The organism is Alicyclobacillus kakegawensis NBRC 103104 (genome assembly GCF_001552655.1).
Classification (GTDB): Bacteria; Bacillota; Bacilli; order Alicyclobacillales; family Alicyclobacillaceae; genus Alicyclobacillus_G; species Alicyclobacillus_G kakegawensis.
Genome location: NZ_BCRP01000002.1, coordinates 125,856 through 140,511 on the forward strand (window position 1 = coordinate 125,856; position 14,656 = coordinate 140,511).

Here is a 14,656-nt window from a genome sequence, read left to right on the forward strand (position 1 = left end):
CCGAGCGGCGGGTGCGGAGAGTTTGGGTGCGCCGTTTGTGGACAGGCCGGCACACGGTCGCACCAAAGGACGCGGTGTGTGCCATGGAAAGGAGCTGGGCGAATGGCGAGTTTGGAGATCTGGGCGGGACCGGCTGGCAGCGGCAAGAGTCGGCGCGTGGCGGACGCCATCCGGAACAGGATTGAGCAGGACCCTCTGGGGCCACGCCTGTTTTGGCTGGTACCGGAAGCCGGCTCCTACGCCGCCGAGCGCGCCTTGCTCGGCGCCGTGCCGGCGTCGCTGCGGGCCGAAGTATTGAGCCTGCGGCGCCTGGCCAAGCGGCTGCTCGCGGACGTCAATCCGGAAATGGTGCCCATCAACCGCACGGGCAAGCGGCTGTTGTTGGCCGCTGTGTATCAACAGTCGGTGCAGGAGCTGCAGGTCCTGCACCGGGTGGAGCCGTCGGTGCCGTTTCTGGACGCGATTCTTGACACGTTCCGGGAATTGACCGAACACCTCGCCTCACCGGCGGAAATTGCCGCCCATCTGGAGGCCGCGGCCAGCCGTGCCGGCGTCCTGGAGGGCTCGGCACATCCGGCGTCGCGACTGCCGGCGGACGAGCTGGCCGCCAGCCGCTCGCTGTTCGGCAAGCTGCGCGACCTTTGCCTCCTGTACGTGCGCTACCGTCAGGAGCTGGATGCTCGGGGATTGGCGGACGACGATGAACTGTTGCTGCGGGCGGCCGCGGCGTTGCCGCGGTGGACGCACCTTGCGGGCGCGGAAGTCTTCGTCGACGGGTTTACCGATTTGACGCCGGCGGAGCGGGAATTTGTCCTGGCGCTGGCAGAGCGTTCGGCGCGGGCCGTGCTCACGCTGCCGTTGGACAGGGAGGCTTCGCAGCGGGCCATCTGTCCGTCCGCCGAGAGGGTTTTGCGGGAGCTGTCGGAACGGGTGCGGGAGTTGAGGCTGCCGTTTCGCATCCGTCACATGCCGGTCCCCAACCGCCGCTACCAGCATCGACCGGACCTGGCGCTGGTGGAGCGCTACGCGCTGGCGGATGACCACCCGGAGACCAAGCTGGCGGCCACCAGCATTGAAGTCGCGGCCGCGCAGAGCCGGCGCGTGGAGGCCGACGGAATCGCCGCCGAGATAGCGCGCCTGGTGCATCAGGAGGGGTATCAATACGGCGATATCGCGGTGATTGCGCCCCGCCTGGACGAGTACGCGACCCTGCTGGAGGAGCGCTTCGCCGAACACCAGATTCCCTGTGACAGCGACGTCTACCCGCCTTTGGCCAGCCATCCCTTGCCCCGCTTCATCCAGGCTGTCCTGGCGGCCGTCGAGGAGTCCTGCTCCCTGGAGTCGATGCAGCGTTTGCTGCGCACCTCCTTCTGCCCTTTGTCGATGGCGGAGGCGGACTGGCTGGAAGTGTACCTGGTGCGGCACGAGATAGAAGGCGTCAAGGTGTGGGCGCAGGCGGAGGCGTGGCGTTTTTCCCAACAGTCGGAAGCCGGCTTCCGCGCGCGGGAATCGTTGGCCGCCGAGGACGCCCGCGCGGACGAGCTGCGGCGTCGCATCGCCGGCTTCTTGTTGCCGTTCCTGACGGTCCTGGCGTCGCCCCGTGTGAGCCCGGACACGGTGGCGCGCCAACTCTGGGAGTTGCTGGAGCAGGTTCACGCCCGCGCCCAGATGGCCAGGTGGGTCGTAGCCGGCCGGGTGGCAGAGGAAAACCCGGTGGCGGCCGGCGTGCATGAGCAGGCCTGGCAAAAGGTTCTCGGCCTGCTCGACGATTTCGCTACCACGTTGCCGGGGCGGATGCTGCCGCGCAGTTTCCTGTGTCGCCTCATCCACGCCTCGCTGGAGGGGGAGACACTGGCCGCCATTCCCGCCGGGCTCAACCGCGTGTTCATCAGCGATCACGCCCGCGCTGCGGGGTGGGAGCGCAAGGTGGTGTTTGTCGCGGGCGCGCACGACGGGGCGCTGCCGCTGCGCGTGCACGAGACGGGACTGCTGCGCCAGGAGGAGCGGGAGCAGTTTCAACAATGGTTTGGTCGACGCCTGGGCGGGACGCTGGCAGACCGGCGGGCAGAGGCGCGCACCGCGGCGTACTTTGCCTTAACCCGCGCCTCTGAGCGTCTCTACCTTAGCTATCCGCAGAGCGACGCCGACGGTCGGGAGTTGCGGCCCGCCCGCCTGCTCGAGCGGTTGCTGTCTCTGTTTCAGGAAGGGAGTGTGCGCGTGCGGGTGGAGCGCGCAGACGGGAACGCCGCGCCGGCCCATCCGCCAGGAGTGCCCGGCCGGAGCGCGGATGATACCCTCCGCCCAGTTCCGTCGACGCCGACCGGCGCCCTGGCGGACACCATCAGCCGGCTGCGCCGGGGCGCAGCGGACGCGGTCGATCGCGCCGTGCTGCGCTGGCACCTGGAGCGGCCGCGCTGGGCTGAGGACGTGGCCAAGGTGTTCGGCGGCCTGACGCAACGGGCCAGTGCCGCCCCCTTGCCCCCGGACCTGACGCGGGAACTGTACGGGCAGCCGCTGACCGTCAACGTCTACCAGTTGGAGACGTTCGCCGCCTGCCCTTACCGGCACTTTGCCGAATACGGGCTGCGCCTGCGCGAGCAGGAGCTTCAGGACCCAACCCCGGCGCTGCGCGGTTCCCTCATCCATGACGCCCTGTATGCGTTGGTGCAGAGGCTGCAGGGGGACACCGCGGCCTGGCGGCGGATGACCGATGAAGCGGCGCGGGCGGCAGCGCGCGAGACGTTCGCCGAAGTGCTTGGGCGCGCCCAGGCCCAGCCGTGGCGGCGCAAGGCCATCAAGCGCCAGCAGGCGGCGGAGGCGTTGGCTGTCATTGAGGACGCCGCCGTCGTGTTGACGCGGCACATGCGCCACGGCCGCTTCCAACCGGCGTTCATGGAACTGTCCTTCGGGGATCACGAGGATGACGTCTTGCCGTTGTTTGAGGTGAGCAGCCAAAGCGGAGCCCAGGTGCGGCTGCGCGGCCGGATCGACCGTGTGGACGTGGTCAGCGACGGGCAGGCGCAAGGGTTTCGGGTGGTGGATTACAAGTCCAGCGTGCACACCTTGGACCTGACGGAGGTCGCGCACGGATTGCGCCTCCAGTTGCCCATCTACACAGCGGTGGTGGCCCGGCACAGCCAGGAACTGTTTGGCCAGCCGTTGGCGGCGGCTGGTATGCTCTACTTCCCGATTCGGCGCACGCTGCCTGCGGACACGGTGCCGGTGTCGGAAACCGAGGCGACTGAACGGGCTTATCGAGACATGCGCAGCCGCGGCTGGCTGCTCGCCCAAGACGACCTGGTGCAGGCGATGGACGAGCGCCTGCGCAAGGGGGGCACCGAACTGTTCCCGGTCGTTTACACCAAGGACGGAAGCTGGCGCAAGAGCGCGCCGGTGCTGGCCGACGACGAGTGGCGGGCGCTGATTGGCCGGGCGGTGGGCCACGCGGCGGAGTTGGGGGAACGCATCGCGGCCGGCGAGATTGCCGTCGCCCCCTACGACACGGGCCGCAAGAACGCCTGTCAGCACTGTCCGTATCAGGCGCTGTGCCACCTGGATGTGCGCTGGGACGCGCGGCCCTTGCGCCGGCTGGAGCCGTTTGCCCGCGAGCGGCTGCGGGAGTGGTCGGCATACGCGGATTGGGAAGGGGAAGCAAGCGATGGAGCTTTGCGATGAACGCTGGTCAGGCCCGCAGCTGCGGGCGATAGAGGGGCGCGGTCATAACCTGTTGGTCTCGGCGGGGGCCGGATCCGGGAAGACATCGGTGTTGGTCGAGCGCGTGGTGCGCCGGGTGGCGGGGGAAAACCCGGTTGATATCGACCGGCTGTTAATCGTCACCTTCACCGAGGCGGCGGCGGCCGAAATGCGCAATCGGATTGCGACGCGGCTAGAGCAGCTGTTGGAGGAAGCGCGAAGGGGCCGGGAGGCGGCGGCGGTTCGGCGCTTGTCCCGGCAACTGCTGCTGCTCGACCAGGCGCAAGTCTCCACATTGCACAGCTTTTGCATGGAGGTTGTCCGGCGCAACTTTCTCACGCTGGGCATGGAGCCGTCGTTTCGTATGCTGGACGAGGACGAGGCGGCAATTTTGCGCCGGGAGCAGTTTGAACAGCTGTTGGAGCAGCGTCTGCAGGGCGACGAGCAAGGCCGCTTCGCCGAAATGCTGGTCCGCTTTCGGGCGGCCGATCCGCTGCGCCTGATGGAGCTTGTGTTTCGTCTGGACGAGTTTGCGCGCAGCCAACCGGATCCGACCGGGTGGCTGGATGGCGTGAGCCGCATGTACGCACAGGCCCGCGAGCAATCGTTCTCGCAGTTGCCCTGGACGCCGGTGTTTCTCCAGTGGATGGACGGCGAGTTGGCGTATGCCGCGAGCCTTTGCGCGCACGCACTCGCCCTGGCGGCGCAGGCCGAAGAGCTGGCGCGTTACGCGGACAACCTGGCGGCGGTGCGGGATGCATTGAATCAATGGCGCCAGGCCCTGGCCGAGCAAGGGCTGGACGCGTCTGTGCCGCATGCCGCCGCGCTCTCCGGTCTGTTGGCGGCGACTGTGCGCGGCAAGGACCATCCCCTCAAGGAGGAGGTGCGGCGGCTGCGCGACAGGGCTAAAAAGTCGCTCTTGAAGGTGATAGCCATCGCGGGCCGCGGCGAGGCGGCGCTGCGCCAGGACATCGTGGACCTGGCGCCCAGCGTGGAGCAACTGATGCAGTTTGTCAAGGACCTGCAGGTGCGCTGCGACGAAGCCAAGCGGCGCCGACAGGCGCTGGATTTCAATGATTTGGAGCACCTGGCGCTGCGGGTGTTAAGCGATCCGGAGAGTGGGGAGCGGGATCGGCTGCGGCGGCGGTTTGTGGAGGTGTTCGTCGACGAGTATCAGGACACCAGCCCCATCCAGGATGCCCTGTTGGCCGCCGTCAGCCGCCCGGAGGGCAACCTGTTTGCGGTCGGAGACGTCAAGCAGAGCATCTACCGGTTTCGCATGGCCGAGCCGCGGCTGTTCCTGCACCGCTACCGCACCATGGGGCGCAGCGAGCCGGGCGAGGTCGTGGAATTGACCGCTAACTACCGCAGCCGCGGCGAGGTGGTCGACGCGGTCAACTACCTGTTCATGCAGCTGTTCGTCCCCGATTTGGGCGGCATTGATTACAGCGAAGACACTTGGATGAAAGCCGGTGCCGAGTACCCTCCGCCGCACGGACAGCCCGACCTGGCCGGTCCGATAGAGGTGCACCTGATTGAGCGCGCGGATGCCGACCGCTCGCGTCAGGACGAATCGGAGGAAGAGGCGGAAACCGGGCGTGACGCGGCGCAAGACGCGGCTGCGGACGGGCCCGAGGCGGACGCGCCCTCGCCTGAGGATTTGACCGCACTGGAGCGCGAAGGCGCCGTGATAGCCCGCCGCATTCTGGAGTTGATGGGGCTGGTGGACGGGCATGCCCGCCGCGCTGTCTGGGATGCGTCCGCCCGTCAGTACCGTCCGCTCCGGTACCGGGACATTGTGATTTTGCTCCGATCCGCCCGCGGCCGCACCAACGTTCTCCTCGACGTGTTGGCTCGCCACGGGATTCCGGCCCATGGGGCGACGTCCACCGGGTTTTACGGGGCCTTGGAGGTGCGCTGGTTGACCAGCGCCCTGTTGGCGGTCGACAATCCGCGCCGTGAGGTGGCGCTGGCGGCGCTGCTGCGTTCACCGCTCGGCGGTTTTTCGGACCGCGACTTGGCGCAGATCCGTCTATTCGCGCGGGGCAATTACTACGAAGCGCTGCGCGAGGCGGTGGCCAGCGCGCGGCGTCCTGGCGAAGGGCAGACCACCCGCCCGCTGGCCCCCGATCTGGCGGCGCGCCTGAACGCTTTCTGGAGCGTGTTTCAGTCCTGGCGCCAGTTGGCACGCCAGGATTCAGCGGAAGCGGTGCTGCGGAGAATCCTGGCTGATACCCGACTGATGCCGTTTTTGTTGGCCATGCCGGGCGGGGAGACGCGCAGGGCGAACGTGGAGCAGCTGTTGGACCAGGCGCGCGCCTTTGACCACACGTCGAGCGATGGCCTGTTCGGATTCGTGCGCCGGCTCGGCGATCTGCAAAGACACCAACTGGATGCCGGTGGAGCCCAGGCCATCGCGGCGGGAGAAGACGTGGTGCGGGTGATGACCATCCACCAGAGCAAGGGGCTCGAGTTTCCGGTGGTGTTTGTGGCCGACCTGGGCAAGCTGTTTTATCAAGACCCGCAGGAGAAATCCTATCCGCTGCACCCGGATTTAGGATTGGGACCGCAGTTTGTCGACGCCGGTGGACGCCGGCGCTGGTTGACCATGGCTTCCGTGGCGCTGGCGGAGGTCAACCGGCGCGAGTTTCTGGCCGAGGAGGCGCGGGTGCTGTATGTCGCGCTGACGCGGGCGCGCGAACGGTTGATCCTGGTGGCCTCAGCTACCGACCTGCCGCGCCGCGTCCAGTGGGCGCGGCAAGGAGTGCCTCCGTCCGGGCGGGCGCTGCCGGGCTATTGGCTGCTGCGGGCGGCGGGGTACCTCGACTGGCTGTTGCCGGCGCTTCTCCGCCATCGCGACGGGGCGGCGCTGCGGCGATTGACAGCCGAGGCCGACGAGTGGGACCTGCGGCCGCTGGCGGGTGTCTATGACCACCCGGCGCGTTTTCAGGTGCGGCTGTGGAACGCGGCGCCAAACGGATTGGAGCGCGTGTCGGCGGACGCCTGGCAGGCTGGAGAGACAGCGCTGCCCTGGCCGGACTTCGCCGCGTTCTCCGACTGGATATGCGCCCCGACGGAACCTTCGGCGCAAGCGGAGGTGGCGGCGGCGCTCGCGGGGGTGAACGCCGGGCAGGCGTTCACGGAAGTACCCGGGAAGGTTTCCGCGACCGACCTGCGCCGTCTGTGGGTGGCGCAGACCCGTGGCCGCGGGAAGGCGCACGGGTTGTCGCAGAGCGCGGCGGAAAGCCTGCTCGAGACCCCGCGCTTCACCGGGGCGCCGGCCTCGGGACGGGCCAGCGGGAGTGCCTACCACGCGGTGATGCAGCACCTGGACCTGCGCATCCCAGCCACCCGCGACGCGGTGGCCGCCGCGGTGGACGAGCTGTGGGCCAGCGGGCGCATCACCGAAAGAGAGCGGGCTGCCGTGTCGGTGGAGGACATTGTGGCCTTCCTGCAGTCCGAACTGGGGCAGCGCGCCCGGCGGGCGTTGCGCCTGTGGCGGGAGCAACCTTTCTTCGCCCGTCTCGAACTGGCCGATGCGCCGATTTGGGGAACGCCAGGACAGGCCCCGTTTGTCGTCGTCCAAGGGGTCATCGACCTGATGTTTGAGGATTCGGACGGCTTGGTTCTGGTCGACTACAAGACGGACAGGGTGAATCGGCAGGAAGTGGAGCGGCAGGCGGCTGAGTACTCGGCCCAGGTGGCTGCCTATCTGCGGGTGGTGCAGAGCGCGGCGGGCGGACGACCGGTCAGCGCTTGGCTGTACTTTGTCCGCGCGCGGGCCGACGTGCCGATGGCGGACGTGGATTTGTCGGCCGTGTTCAAAGCACAGGCAGGGGAAGCCGGCAGCGCCTGGTCCGCGTTTGACAAGTCTGCTGATGTCCGTATAGAATGACACTGAACAAGCGCTTGTTTGTTAGAACGAGAGGTGGTCCGATGGCGGGACGAGGCCGCCGTCAACAGATTCTCGAGGCGGCGAGTGTGCTGTTCAGCACCAAAGGGTATCACGGCACGACCATCCGGGATATCGCGGATGAGAGCGGCCTGCTGTCGGGCAGCCTGTACGCGCACATCCGGACGAAAGAGGATTTGTTGTTCGAGATCACGGACGCGGTGGCCGATGCGTTCCTGGAGCGGTTGACGCCGATAGTAGAGAGCCAAGCCGCGCCCGAGGAGAAATTCCGGTCCGCTTTGGCCGCGCACGTGGCGGTGGTCAGCGACAATTTGCCGGCGGGCGCGGTCTTCTGCCACGAATGGCGGGCGCTCGGCGACGAGCGGCGGTCGGTGATTCAGGCCAAGCGGGATGCTTACGAGCGCCTGTGGGACCAGATCATCCAGGAGGGTGTGGCGAGAGGCGACTTCGCCCCGGAACTGGCGCGTTTTTCGCGTATCGTCACGCTGTCGGTGGCGAACTGGTTATACCAGTGGTACCACCCGGACGGAGATCTCAACCCAGACCAGGTGTCTGAAGCGTTGGCCGACGTCATCCTGAACGGATTGTCGAGGAGGGAAGGCTGATGACCGAGGCGGTCAAGCCGGAAGACGAAGCGAAACTCGAAGAATTCATGGCCCGCATCGAACGCGGCGAAAAGATTGAGGCCACCGACTGGATGCCGGACGAGTATCGGCGGATCTTGCTGAAGTTCATCCAGATGCACGGCGTCAGCGAGATCATGGGGGCATATCCCGAAAAAGAGTGGGTGCCCAAGGCGCCGACCCTGCGCCGCAAACTGGGGTTGATGTCGAAGGTGCAAGATGAGGTGGGCCACGGCCAGCTGTTGCTGCGGGTGGCCGAGGAGCTGGGGGCGCCGCTCGGGGTGACGCGCGAGTCACTGATAACCGATATCTTCCATGGGCGCACCAAGTTTCACAACGTGTTCCATATGGAATCCCCGACCTGGGCGGATGCCGGCGTGATCGGCTGGCTGGTGGACGGGGCCGCCATCATCGCCCAGACCGCCCTGCTCGACACTTCCTACGCGCCGTATGGACGGGTGCTCAAGCGCATCTGCGCTGAGGAAAGCTTCCACATGCAGCACGGCGAATCCATCATCCTGGCGCTGGCCGAGGGTACGAAGGAGCAGCGGCAAATGCTCCAGGACGCGGTCAATCGTTGGTGGGAGTCGCTGTACTTCTTTTTCGGGCCGCCGACCATCTCGCGTTCGGCCGAGCTGATGATGAAGTACCGGATTCGTGAGAAAACCAACGAGCAGCTGCGTCAGAAGTTCCTGTCGCGCTATGTGCCCCGCGTGCATTCGTTGGGCTTGACCCTGCCCGACAAGAATCTGCACTACGACGAGGCCACTCAGACCTGGTCCTATACGCAACCGGACTGGGAACGCTGGGGGCGTATGGTCAGGGAAAATTCGGGTCCGAAGTCACAGGAGCGCATCGCGCTGCGCCGGCAGGCGCATGAAGGGCAACGGTGGGTGCGCGAAGCCATGGTGGACTCGCCGCACAGGGCGGCCGTTTGACAGGGGCTGGATGAGGCCGCGGGAGTGAGCCGGGAGGTGAACCGGATGCGTTTGCAAGAAGCTGAGGGCCTGTACCATCCGTATGAAGTGTTTGTTCAATACGATCACTTGCAGCACCACCAGCACGTCGGGAGCGTCTTGGCGCCATCCCCGGAGGTGGCCCTGTTGATGGCTAGGGAAAACCTCCTGCGGCGTGAGCGGGCCGTAAACGTGTGGGTTGTGAGAAAGGACCAGATTCACGCCACGGATTATGGGGATGACGATTTCTTCGCTCAGGAGTTTGACCGCTCGTACCGCCGCGTCGATGGGTATTCGGCAGACAACGCGCGCAAGTGGAAACAGTTCAAGCAGCGGGCGCTGGAATTGGAAGACATGTTGGGGGACTGATGTGGGGATGCCACCTGTTGTGAGCAAGCCGGCTGAGGTCGCTCTGCACCGGGGTTATCAGGAAGTGGTGGTGCAGTTTTTGACCGAGCTGGCGGACGACGAGTTGACGTTAGGCCACCGCGACTCCGAGTGGCTGGGATTGGCGCCAGACATCGAAGGGGACATCGCGTTCAGTTCGATAGCCCAGGACGAGGTCGGCCATGCGGCCTTCTGCTTTGACCGGATTGCCGAACTTACCGGTCAGGAGGCGGATGTGTTGGCTTTTGCGCGGCCCGCTACAGAGCGTCGCAACGCTCGTCTGCTGGAGCGTGAGAACGGCGACTGGGCCGAGACGATTGTACGCCACTACCTGTACGACACGTTCGACCGTCTGCGCCTGCAGGCGCTGGTCGAGAGCAGCTACCGGCCGCTCGCCGAAGGCGCCGTGAAGATGCTCCGTGAGGAATACTACCATCGCTTGCACATGCAAACCGTGTTGGCGCGGCTGGGGCGCGGCGGTGAAGCGCGGGAGCGGGTGGAACGGGCGCTGTACGCGCTGGCGGACGAGGTGGGCAGCCTGTTCGCCGGAAGCTTGCAAGACACCCGCTTGACGGAGCTCGGCATCCTCACAGCCTCTTGGGAAGACATCGCTTCCGCCTGGTGTGAACAGGTGGCCGCAGAGCTGGAGGACTGGGGCCTGCCGGTGCCCGCCGGTCTGCGGGCCGTGCGGCCGGCGGAGGATGGTCGGACAGTCCACGGGGCCGCCTTGCAGCGGTTGTTGTCGGAGATGGCGGAGGTGTATTCCGCCGACCCGCTGGCCACTTGGTAGTCTGCCGGCGCCGTCCATCGCCAAACCGCAGGGGGAGGGACATGCAGTGAACAGAACCGAGACGGAATTCAACCCCAGGACGGATGGGCAGGACCTTCGCGGCCGTGTGGAGCGGGCTTTGTCGGATGTCAAGGACCCGGAGATTCCCGCGCTCAGCATCGTCGACCTGGGGATGGTCAACAGCGTGCGCTGTGAGGACGGACGCGCGACGGTGAGTTTGACGCCTACCTTCCTCGGCTGTCCCGCGCTGTCCATCATCCAGCATCAGGTGGAAAGGCGCCTGCGCCAGGTAGAAGGGATACACTCGGTGGACGTTGAATTTGTCTTCACGCCCCCCTGGACAACGGAGCGCATATCTCCCGAGGGGCGTGAGAAATTGCGGGAGTTTGGCATCGCTCCGCCGCCGTGCGCGCTGGCCTCGGCCCATCTGGCGAAGCCAGCGTGCCCTTACTGCGGGTCCGAGGAAACGCGATTGGAAAACTTGTTTGGTCCGACCGCTTGCCGCTCTCTATACTACTGTGAACACTGCCGGCAACCGTTTGAGGCCATCAAGCCAGTGTGAGCAGGTTGCTGTGACAGTCTCACGAAGTGAGGCGCCGCACGTACAGGCGGGCTTTGCAGGCCGCGTGTGCGTGCGGCGCGTTTTAGTCGTAAAAGGAGATGGCTCCGAACAAGAGTGGAACGAGACGGGGCTCACAAGGGGCCCGTCAAGAGGGCGATCCGTTGGTCAACTCGGGCAGCCACTGCTTCATGTTGCTGCTGGCAGCCTTGTTGGTAACCAATACCTGTTGTTCATGACAGACCACCAACAGGTCGGACACGTCGTACAGGAACACCTCGTGCTTGGGTGCAAACACGATGGAGTTGTTGGCTTTGAGGGATTTGACGCGTCCGAACAGATAATTGCCGTTTTCGTCCCGATTGAGCACGCGTTCAAGCGCCGTCCAAGAGCCCAGGTCGTTCCAGGCGAAGAACGCCGGCACCACGGCCAGGGAGGCGTGTTCGCGTTCGAGCAGGCCGTAATCGATAGACACCTTGGGCAAGGACAAGAACGCCTCGCTGCGAGCCTGCCGGTCGCCAAGTTCGAACAGGGCCGCGTGCTGCGGCAGGTGGCGGCGAATGGCGGCAATGCCGGTATCGCTGGGAATCGCGAAGATGCCGCAGTTCCACAGATAACGGCCGGATCGGACCATGCGCAGGGCGGTCTCGCGGTCTGGCTTTTCATGGAACCGCACGACGGGGCAGACAGGGCTGTCGTCACGCTCGTATTCAATGTACCCGTATCCGGTTTCTGGATAGTTCGGGACAATGCCAAACAGGGTGATGCGGCGTTCGCTCTCCGCTGTATGCAGCGCTATGGACAGCGCGTCGTCCCACTCCGGGCTGTCGACGATGTGATGGTCGGCCGGCGAGAACAAGATGACGTCGTAATCCCGACCAAGTTCGGCCAGGCACAAGGCGATGGCGCCGGCGGTGTCGCGCCGCGCCGGTTCCACCAGGATGTGGCTGCCCGTGACCGCCGGCAATTGCTCTAATACGGTGTCGACAAACGCGTCTTGGGTGACGATGAAGATGTCATCGGCTGGGAATCGTTTGCGCAGCCGCTGATAGGTCTCCTGCAGCATCGAACGATTGCTGACCAAGGGGAGAAACTGCTTGGGAAGCTCTGCCTTGGAATAAGGAAACAGGCGTTCACCCGCGCCCCCGGCCAGGATGACCGCGGCTTGCGCGTGCGTACGAGTTCCTCTGGAAACCATCAGGGTCCGCTCCATTCGCTTTCGACCTCCTCTTCAACTTTGCCAGCGCCTTAGCGACGGCCGCTCACAGCGCGCTGCGACGAGCACCGCTGTCGTGTTCGGCAATTTGGTTGCGCACCGACTCGGCGAGAGTCGGGTTGTCCATGGCAAAGGAAATATTCGCGCGCAGCCATCCCTCAAGGTTGCCGATATCGTGGCGCACGCCTTCAAACTTGTACGCGTACACCTTACCGTCTTGGGCCAGGCGCTGAATCGCGTCTGTCAACTGCAGCTCGCCCCCGTGTCCAAGCGGGGTTTGCTCCAAGACTTCAAAAATGGTACTGGGCAGAATGTACCGTCCGAGCACGGCGAGATTGGACGGAGCGTCGGCTTCCGCCGGTTTCTCAATCACGTTGTGGATACGGATAGGGCTACCGCTCGACGTGCCTCCCTTGCCGGGGTCGATGATGCCGTACTTGGACACGTGGTCCTGCGGCACCGGCTGGACACCGACGACGGCCGTCTGGATGTCGTCGTATACGCTCATCAACTGCTCCGTGACCGGGGTGCTGGACTGAATGATGTCGTCTCCGAGAAGGACCGCAAACGGTTCGTCACCGACGAATGATTTCGCGCACAAGACGGCGTGTCCTAGACCAAGCGGCGTCTTCTGGCGGACGTAATGGATGTCAACCAGGTCCGATATCGCCTTGACCTCGGTCAGCATGGTCGACTTGCGGCTTTGTTCCAGATGCAGTTCCAGCTCAGGCGAGCGGTCGAAGTGGTCTTCAATCGCCTTTTTCGTCCGACCGGTGATGATGAGAATTTCTTCGATGCCGGCGTACACCGCCTCCTCAACGATGTACTGAATGCATGGTTTGTTGAGAATGGGTAGCATTTCTTTCGGTACGGCTTTGGTCGCTGGAAGCATCCTTGTGCCGAAGCCGGCGGCCGGTATGACGGCCTTGCGGACCTTCATCGAAGTCACCTCTTTGGACACTCAATCGACACTGCGTGGGACGAGCGCGTGGCCAGGATCTCATATCCTGCCAAACTAACGTTCATTATACTATAACATTCCCGGGTGCGGGGTCACTCGCGTGCTTGCTTGCGTCGATTCACGCACGTTTCCAGTTCGGGGTCCACTATACGCAGGCGGACGGGCGGGAGGTCGAGTGTCCGCGCCTGTGACGGGGGCAGGGTATGGGTACGCCAAGCTTCCGGCACTTGGGCGAAAGTGCGACGCAAATCGCGCACGAGTCCCTCGATGTCCAACCCGCAGGCGGTCGGCCCCGCCGCTTCCAGTCGCGGCCTCGCGCGCGACCACATACGGATGGCCCCGCGCACGTTGCCCGACTCCAGATGGTACAAGCAGACAGCCGCTTGAATCAACCCCTTGAGAACCTCCGGGCGACCGCTGTCTAACCAGAGGGACTCCAGGTGTTCGTGGCAGGCGAAGTAATCTCGGCGTTCGTTGAAATCGTACACAAAGTCGCCCAGTCGCGGGTCCATGGGGCCTCCTCACCGTGATTGGCGATTCGCGCGGTTTTCGCTATGATCCATCATAACATGGGACGGAGGGATTGTATGATGACGAGTGCAAACAAACACAAGGTCATCCTCCACAAGGTCATCCTCGACGTGGATACGGGAGTGGACGACGCCCTGGCCATTTTGTATGCTCTGGCCGATCCCGACATAGAACTGCTGGGCATCACGACGTGTTTCGGCAATGTCGATGTCGACACGGCGACCGAGAACACCCTTGCCGTCCTCCACCTGGCTGGTGCCAGGGTGCCGGTTTACCGCGGATCGGCCGCCCCGCTGCTGCGCGAGTGGGAGGGGCCTGTGCCTTGGATACACGGCGACAACGGCATCGGCGGCGCGCGCCGGCCTGCCCACGGGCGGAGCGCCGAGGCGATGGATGCGATGTCGTTCATCCGCGAAGCCGTCCGCCGTCACCCTGGAGAGGTCACATTGGTGCCTGTCGCACGGATGACCAATCTGGCCAAGGCGTTCGCCTTTGATCCGGAGCTACCGGGCCTAGTCCGGCGCGTCGTGATGATGGGCGGCGCCGCCGCTTGCCCGGGCAACGTCACGCCGGTGGCGGAGGCGAACATCTGGGGGGACCCGGAGGCGGCGCAGATGGTATTCGCGTCCGGGGTTCCCATCACCATGGTCGGGCTGGATGTCACCATGCAGGCGCGCCTGACCCAGGCCCACCTGGATACCTTGACCGATTCCGTACCCTATGCGTCCTTGTTGCGCGAGGCGGTCGGGTTCTACATGAACGCCTACCAGCGTGCGCAACAGTCGCAGGAGGCCTGGTGCGCCCTGCACGATCCGCTCGCGGTCGCGATGGTGTCTGACCCCACGCTCTGCCGCACTGAGCGTCGGCACGTGGCGGTGGAGACGGAAGGCCGCCTGACCGCCGGCATGACGGTCGTGGACTGGCGTCCCGCCGCGCCCGCCGCGGCGAACGCCGATGTCTGCGTCAGCTTGGACTCGGCACGTTTCTTGGCCAGGTTCTGCGAACGTCTGGGCATGCAGGCGTAGTC

Annotated in this window: 11 protein-coding genes; 8 read left to right on the plus strand and 3 right to left on the minus strand. The window is 65.2% G+C overall.

From position 1 onward, the window contains the following. Positions 1 to 102: 102 nt before the first annotated feature. From AK2_RS02105 to paaD, 7 genes are read left to right on the plus strand one after another with little or no spacing between them, the layout of a single operon-like run. Positions 103 to 3,675: a PD-(D/E)XK nuclease family protein gene (locus AK2_RS02105; protein WP_067930860.1), complete on the plus strand. Its 3,573-nt coding sequence runs from the start codon at positions 103 to 105 to the stop codon at positions 3,673 to 3,675. Further along, positions 3,659 to 7,588 (plus strand): helicase-exonuclease AddAB subunit AddA, encoded by a 3,930-nt coding sequence (gene addA, locus AK2_RS02110; protein WP_067930863.1) that lies wholly within the window; start codon positions 3,659 to 3,661, stop codon positions 7,586 to 7,588. Before AK2_RS02105 ends, addA begins: the two co-directional genes overlap by 17 nt. A gap of 41 nt (positions 7,589 to 7,629) precedes the next feature. Continuing rightward, positions 7,630 to 8,211 carry a TetR/AcrR family transcriptional regulator gene (locus AK2_RS02115; protein WP_067930866.1) on the plus strand — a complete coding sequence of 194 codons (582 nt, stop codon included), beginning with the start codon at positions 7,630 to 7,632 and terminating at the stop codon, positions 8,209 to 8,211. Beyond that, positions 8,211 to 9,167 (plus strand): 1,2-phenylacetyl-CoA epoxidase subunit PaaA, encoded by a 957-nt coding sequence (gene paaA / locus AK2_RS02120; protein WP_067930869.1) that lies wholly within the window; start codon positions 8,211 to 8,213, stop codon positions 9,165 to 9,167. The genes AK2_RS02115 and paaA overlap by 1 nt, the downstream gene beginning before the upstream one ends. Before the next feature lie 45 nt (positions 9,168 to 9,212). Then, complete coding sequence (locus tag AK2_RS02125) at positions 9,213 to 9,554, plus strand: phenylacetic acid degradation protein (protein ID WP_067930872.1); 342 nt, start codon at positions 9,213 to 9,215, stop codon at positions 9,552 to 9,554. Between the two features lie 19 nt (positions 9,555 to 9,573). Then, positions 9,574 to 10,362 (plus strand): 1,2-phenylacetyl-CoA epoxidase subunit PaaC, encoded by a 789-nt coding sequence (paaC, locus tag AK2_RS02130; RefSeq protein WP_245632726.1) that lies wholly within the window; start codon positions 9,574 to 9,576, stop codon positions 10,360 to 10,362. A 46-nt stretch (positions 10,363 to 10,408) separates the two neighbouring features. Then, entirely contained in the window at positions 10,409 to 10,924 is a 516-nt protein-coding gene (gene paaD, locus AK2_RS02135; RefSeq protein WP_245632727.1) for a 1,2-phenylacetyl-CoA epoxidase subunit PaaD, read from the plus strand. A gap of 145 nt (positions 10,925 to 11,069) precedes the next feature. Here the strand turns inward: paaD and AK2_RS02140 are convergent, their stop codons facing one another. The 3 genes from AK2_RS02140 to AK2_RS02150 form a co-directional block, all read right to left on the minus strand. Beyond that, on the minus strand, positions 11,070 to 12,134 hold the full coding sequence (locus AK2_RS02140) for a mannose-1-phosphate guanylyltransferase (RefSeq protein WP_067930875.1): 1,065 nt from the start codon (positions 12,132 to 12,134) through the stop codon (positions 11,070 to 11,072). 49 nt (positions 12,135 to 12,183) lie between these two features. Beyond that, positions 12,184 to 13,077 (minus strand): UTP--glucose-1-phosphate uridylyltransferase GalU, encoded by an 894-nt coding sequence (gene galU / locus AK2_RS02145; protein ID WP_067930877.1) that lies wholly within the window; start codon positions 13,075 to 13,077, stop codon positions 12,184 to 12,186. A 113-nt stretch (positions 13,078 to 13,190) separates the two neighbouring features. Beyond that, positions 13,191 to 13,610, minus strand: coding sequence for a DUF309 domain-containing protein (locus AK2_RS02150; protein WP_067930880.1), 420 nt, complete (start codon positions 13,608 to 13,610; stop codon positions 13,191 to 13,193). A gap of 78 nt (positions 13,611 to 13,688) precedes the next feature. Between AK2_RS02150 and AK2_RS02155 the strand changes: the two genes are divergently transcribed. Beyond that, entirely contained in the window at positions 13,689 to 14,654 is a 966-nt protein-coding gene (locus AK2_RS02155) for a nucleoside hydrolase (protein ID WP_067931176.1), read from the plus strand. Positions 14,655 to 14,656: the final 2 nt, after the last annotated feature.

Coding starts and splice junctions, on each gene's coding strand:
- AK2_RS02140 (WP_067930875.1), bottom strand. CDS start 12,134: ATGGAGCGGACCCTGATGGTTTCCAGAGGAACTCGTACGCACGCGCAA.
- paaA (WP_067930869.1), top strand. CDS start 8,211: ATGACCGAGGCGGTCAAGCCGGAAGACGAAGCGAAACTCGAAGAATTC.
- AK2_RS02125 (WP_067930872.1), top strand. CDS start 9,213: ATGCGTTTGCAAGAAGCTGAGGGCCTGTACCATCCGTATGAAGTGTTT.
- AK2_RS02115 (WP_067930866.1), top strand. CDS start 7,630: ATGGCGGGACGAGGCCGCCGTCAACAGATTCTCGAGGCGGCGAGTGTG.
- addA (WP_067930863.1), top strand. CDS start 3,659: ATGGAGCTTTGCGATGAACGCTGGTCAGGCCCGCAGCTGCGGGCGATA.
- galU (WP_067930877.1), bottom strand. CDS start 13,077: ATGAAGGTCCGCAAGGCCGTCATACCGGCCGCCGGCTTCGGCACAAGG.
- AK2_RS02105 (WP_067930860.1), top strand. CDS start 103: ATGGCGAGTTTGGAGATCTGGGCGGGACCGGCTGGCAGCGGCAAGAGT.
- AK2_RS02150 (WP_067930880.1), bottom strand. CDS start 13,610: ATGGACCCGCGACTGGGCGACTTTGTGTACGATTTCAACGAACGCCGA.
- AK2_RS02155 (WP_067931176.1), top strand. CDS start 13,689: ATGACGAGTGCAAACAAACACAAGGTCATCCTCCACAAGGTCATCCTC.